Source organism: Arthrobacter sp. TB 26 (assembly GCF_000427315.1).
Lineage (GTDB): Bacteria > Actinomycetota > Actinomycetes > Actinomycetales > Micrococcaceae > Arthrobacter.
The window spans coordinates 1-3928 of the sequence record NZ_AUPJ01000431.1 but is presented as its reverse complement, the minus strand read 5'-3'; the positions used below and the strand labels follow the sequence as shown (position 1 = coordinate 3928).

Sequence of the window (3928 nt, the reverse complement as noted above, 5' to 3'; positions counted from 1 at the left end):
GCCAGCCGCTACGAGGAAGTGGTGGACATGGTCACCACCACCATCGCGGCTGGCAAGCAGGGCGACCCGCTGGACCCGGACACGGTCTTTGGGCCCTGCGCCACTGAGTCCCAGTACCGGACAGTGCTGGAATACGTGGAGTCGGGGCTGGCCGAAGGCGCCCGCGCCACCACCGGCGGACGCGCGGCGTCACTGGGCGGCGGGCTGGAAGGCGGGTACTTCGTTGAGCCCACCGTGTTCGCGGATGTCACTGCGGACATGCGGATTTCCCGTGAGGAGATTTTCGGCCCGGTCATTTGCATCCTGAAGTACAACGACGCTGGCGGCAGTGCCGAGGAGGCCGTTGCGCTGGCCAATAACACCGAGTTCGGCCTGGGCGGGCTGGTGTTCGGGCGGGACCCGGAGACCGCGCTGGCCGTGGCCGACCGGATGGATACGGGGTCGGTGGGCATTAACTTCTTCGCCTCCAACCACGCGGCACCGTTCGGCGGCCGGCACGATTCCGGCCTGGGCACCGAATACGGCGTCGAGGGCCTCAACGCCTACCTGAGCTACAAGTCGATCCACCGGAAGGTGTAGGCGCCGCCGTCAGACCAGGCCCAGGTGGCTGGTCAGGATGTAGTCGGCCGCCGCGTGGCCCTGCATACGGAGGCCGTTGCGGCCCGGGACGATCTGTTTTTTCTTCATGGCCTGCCAGAAGGACCTCTCGGTCCGCGGCGCTGCCTGTGTGACGTGGCACCAGCTCATGTAGAGGCCGTAAAGAGGGTCGCCGTCGAGGGTGTCGTCGGGACCGGCCCCGCGGGTGGTTGCTTCTTGAAGGAATTGGTCAAATTGCGAAGTCACCATGTTTGGTTCTTTTCCGCCAGGTGCGATGGGTGCCGCCGTGTGGCTACAGCAGCTGGAACTTCAACGTCTCGCACGGGACGCCGAGTCGGTTGGACCAGCGCCGAATATCGGCCGGTCCGGTGATGCCTACACTGTAGACGTTAGGCGTAGACTACATAATAAGCAAGCTTGCCTGTCTTCCACGGAAGGGGTGGGACTGTCCGCCCCGACCACGATGGAGGCCCATGACCGCCCCGAAAGAACCGCTCAACAGCCCGGCCCGCGGCGAGAAAGCAAGGCTGAGCCGGGAACTGGTGCTGTCGACCGCGCTCGAGCTCGTGGACCGCGAGGGACTCGACGCCCTCACCATGCGTCGGCTCGGGCAGCAGCTGGGCCGGGACCCGATGAGCCTGTACCGCTACGCGGCCAACCGAGCCGCACTGCTGGACGGCGTGTCCGAGCTCGTCCTGAACGAACTCGCCATCTTTCCGGACGACCCCGACTGGCGGGCCCAGCTCCGCCGGATCGCGCACGACCTGCGCCTGTTGGCTCTCCGGCACCCGAATATCGTCCCTCTTCTGGTCACCAGGCCGCTGTCCACCCCGCTGGGCCTCCGCCCGCTGGGGACGCTCCGCCCACTCGAGCAGATCCTCGCCCTGCTGATCGACGCCGGGTTCGCTGCCGAGGACGCGCTGCACGTCTACCGGGCCTACTACGGGTTCCTGTACGGCCATATTCTCAACGAACTCCAGGAATTCGTCGTGGACCCGGACGAGAACGAGGCCCTTCTCCGGCTGGGCCTGCACCGGCTCCCCGTGAAGGATTTCCCCCGCCTCCGTGCCCTGGCCCCCGTGCTCGCGGACTACGACGGCGCCGCCGAACTGGACCAGGGGATCGACATCCTCCTCTCCGGCCTGGCGGCCCGCCTCTCCGGCCCGGGGAAGCCCGCGGAGGAGGCCCTCGGGTAAATCGGCCCTACCGCCTCCCGTGGCACGGGAACATAATCGGGGCTATCAACCCCGTGCAGAAATTTGGAGGCGATCGACGTGTCGGTTTATACGCTGGGAATCTGGCTGGTACACCCCGGCCGAGAGAATGATTTCGTGCAGGCCTGGCGGGATCTGGCCCGGAAGACCCAGGAAGACTTCCCCCACGCGAAGGCCGTGCTGATGCATGACCGCGACGTCCGGAACCGCTTTATCAGCACCGGCCCGTGGGAGTCGCTGGAACAGGCCGAGCAGTGGCGGGCGTCCGAGATGTTCAAGCAGACCATGGAGGGCATGCGCGAGATGCTGGAGCATTTCGAGTCGCGCACCCTGGACGAGGCCGCCGGTATTGGCGGGGACACGCCGTAGGGGACACCCGCGGTGGCGGGCATCCCCTCTGACGGGTCTTCCTAACCGCCGAACGCGGTGAGGTGGTGCTGTGACGCCTCCAGGAGGCGGGTGAAGACAGCCTTGGCGTCCGGTGCCGTGGTGGCGCTCTCGGCTGCGGCGGTCAGGCCCTCGATGTCGGTCTTCTCGACGGTTCGCCCGGCCGCAAGTGCGCCCTCCTGGCTGGCCTGGCCCTGCGCGAGCAGCTCATCGTAGAGCTTCTGCAGGCTGTCGTCCGAGAACACGCCCGCGACGTGGTCAACGGTCGGATCGGTGACGCCGTAACCTTCCATCAGGTTCCGGACGGCCTCGAGATGCTTGGACTCTGAGTTGGCGACCCGGTTGAACACCGGGGCGTCGTAGAGGCCGGCAAAAGCCGTGTACAGGTCATGGGCCACCAGTTCCTCTTCGGCCATGTACGCAAGTTCTGCCCTCTGCGCATCCGTCATGGTGCCGGTGGCGCTGCTCCCTGAGTCCAGACCCGATCCCCGTCCCGCGCCCTGGCCGCCGGCCTTGCCGTGGCCCATCAACTTGCCGCCGGAGGGGCTGCCGGCCTGATCGCCGGCGCCGCGGCCGTGGCCGGTCGGGGTCTGCGCCTGCCCGCTTTGCTGGTGCTGGCCGTTCTGCCCGCCCTGTACGACGGCGGCCACGCCGGGCCCTGCCACGAGAGCGGTAATGACGGCGCCGCCGGCGATTGCTGCTGCAATCATGGTCTTCTTTCGCATGGTGTGCTCCTTGTTCGATTGCCGGAAAACCAGCTTGTAGACACAGAATGCCGCCCGCGTGTGCAGTGCTGCTGGCGACCGTGTGCAGATTGTGTGGAGATACGTTCCTCCTGCCTTCCGGCGCAAAAGCTGGCATTAGTGTTAGCCCTATGCCCACCGTGCTGGTCGTCGAGGACGAAAAAGACATCCGTGAAGTGCTGCGCCGTTACCTGGAACGGGCGGGCTTTTCCGTCCTGACCACTCCCTCGGGCGCCGAAGCATTGCGGCTTCTGCCGTCCGCTGACCTGGTGGTGCTGGATCTCGGGCTGCCCGACGTCGACGGCACCGACATCCTCCGCGAGATCCACAGGCTCGGAAGCCTTCCGGTGATAGTACTGACGGCGCGCAGCAGCACGGAGGACCGGATCCGTGGTCTCGAACTGGGAGCCGACGACTATGTGACCAAACCCTTCAGCCCGCATGAACTGGTCTTGCGGGTGCAGGCAGTGCTGCATCGCTTCGGAGGCGTCCCTGCTGCGGACGCCGCGGCGAGCTATGGTGACGGCCGGCTGCGAATCGACCCCGGCCTGCACAAGGCGTGGCTGGATGGGAACCTGCTGGATCTGACCCCAACAGAATGGGACCTGCTGGACGCTGTGGCGGCATCGCCGGGACGGGTTTACTCGCGGTACGAGCTGGTGAACCGTGTCCGGGGTTACGAATATGCCGGTTACGAGCGCACCATCGACTCCCACGTCAAGAACCTCCGACGCAAGCTCGGACCCGGAGCCGCAGAAGTCGTGGAAACGGTGACCGGCGTGGGTTACCGGCTGGGCCTGCACCGGGACGAGCGGACATGATGCGCGCGGGGATGGGCCTCGGACAACTCGGGAAGCGTCTGTTGCTGGCGTTTGTGCTGGTGGCTGTTTCGTCGGTTCTTGTGCTGGTCGCAGCTGCACTGATCGGGGTGGACCGTGGTGTTCATGCAGCGCAGCAGGCGGACCGCGAACAGCTGGCCGCGGCGGC

6 protein-coding genes are annotated in these 3928 nt (G+C 66.4%); 4 read left to right on the top strand and 2 right to left on the bottom strand.

What is annotated here, in order from left to right; genetic code table 11:
* The first annotated feature begins 27 nt into the window (after positions 1-27).
* Positions 28-579, top strand: a complete 552-nt coding sequence (locus K789_RS26485; RefSeq protein WP_272943976.1) for an aldehyde dehydrogenase family protein — start codon at positions 28-30, stop codon at positions 577-579.
* 9 nt (positions 580-588) lie between these two features.
* Here K789_RS26485 and K789_RS0116580 read toward each other — a convergent pair whose 3' ends face one another.
* The gene (locus tag K789_RS0116580; RefSeq protein ID WP_024367736.1) at positions 589-846 is read right to left on the bottom strand and encodes a hypothetical protein; all 258 of its coding nucleotides are present in this window, start codon (positions 844-846) and stop codon (positions 589-591) included.
* Between the two features lie 224 nt (positions 847-1070).
* Between K789_RS0116580 and K789_RS0116575 the strand changes: the two genes are divergently transcribed.
* Together K789_RS0116575 and K789_RS0116570 are read left to right on the top strand one after the other, a co-directional pair.
* Positions 1071-1793: a TetR/AcrR family transcriptional regulator C-terminal domain-containing protein gene (locus K789_RS0116575; protein WP_024367735.1), complete on the top strand. Its 723-nt coding sequence runs from the start codon at positions 1071-1073 to the stop codon at positions 1791-1793.
* 78 nt (positions 1794-1871) lie between these two features.
* Positions 1872-2180: an antibiotic biosynthesis monooxygenase family protein gene (locus K789_RS0116570; RefSeq protein ID WP_024367734.1), complete on the top strand. Its 309-nt coding sequence runs from the start codon at positions 1872-1874 to the stop codon at positions 2178-2180.
* Positions 2181-2221: 41 nt separating this feature from the next.
* Here K789_RS0116570 and K789_RS0116565 read toward each other — a convergent pair whose 3' ends face one another.
* Positions 2222-2923, bottom strand: a complete 702-nt coding sequence (locus K789_RS0116565; RefSeq protein WP_024367733.1) for a ferritin-like domain-containing protein — start codon at positions 2921-2923, stop codon at positions 2222-2224.
* Positions 2924-3072: 149 nt separating this feature from the next.
* Between K789_RS0116565 and K789_RS0116560 the strand changes: the two genes are divergently transcribed.
* Positions 3073-3762 (top strand): response regulator transcription factor, encoded by a 690-nt coding sequence (locus K789_RS0116560; RefSeq protein WP_024367732.1) that lies wholly within the window; start codon positions 3073-3075, stop codon positions 3760-3762.
* Positions 3763-3928: the final 166 nt, after the last annotated feature.

Bases quoted from the DNA above. Each gene is read 5' to 3' on its own strand.
- K789_RS0116560 (WP_024367732.1), top strand. From the start codon at position 3,073: ATGCCCACCGTGCTGGTCGTCGAGGACGAAAAAGACATCCGTGAAGTG.
- K789_RS0116580 (WP_024367736.1), bottom strand. From the start codon at position 846: ATGGTGACTTCGCAATTTGACCAATTCCTTCAAGAAGCAACCACCCGC.
- K789_RS0116565 (WP_024367733.1), bottom strand. From the start codon at position 2,923: ATGCGAAAGAAGACCATGATTGCAGCAGCAATCGCCGGCGGCGCCGTC.
- K789_RS0116575 (WP_024367735.1), top strand. From the start codon at position 1,071: ATGACCGCCCCGAAAGAACCGCTCAACAGCCCGGCCCGCGGCGAGAAA.
- K789_RS26485 (WP_272943976.1), top strand. From the start codon at position 28: ATGGTCACCACCACCATCGCGGCTGGCAAGCAGGGCGACCCGCTGGAC.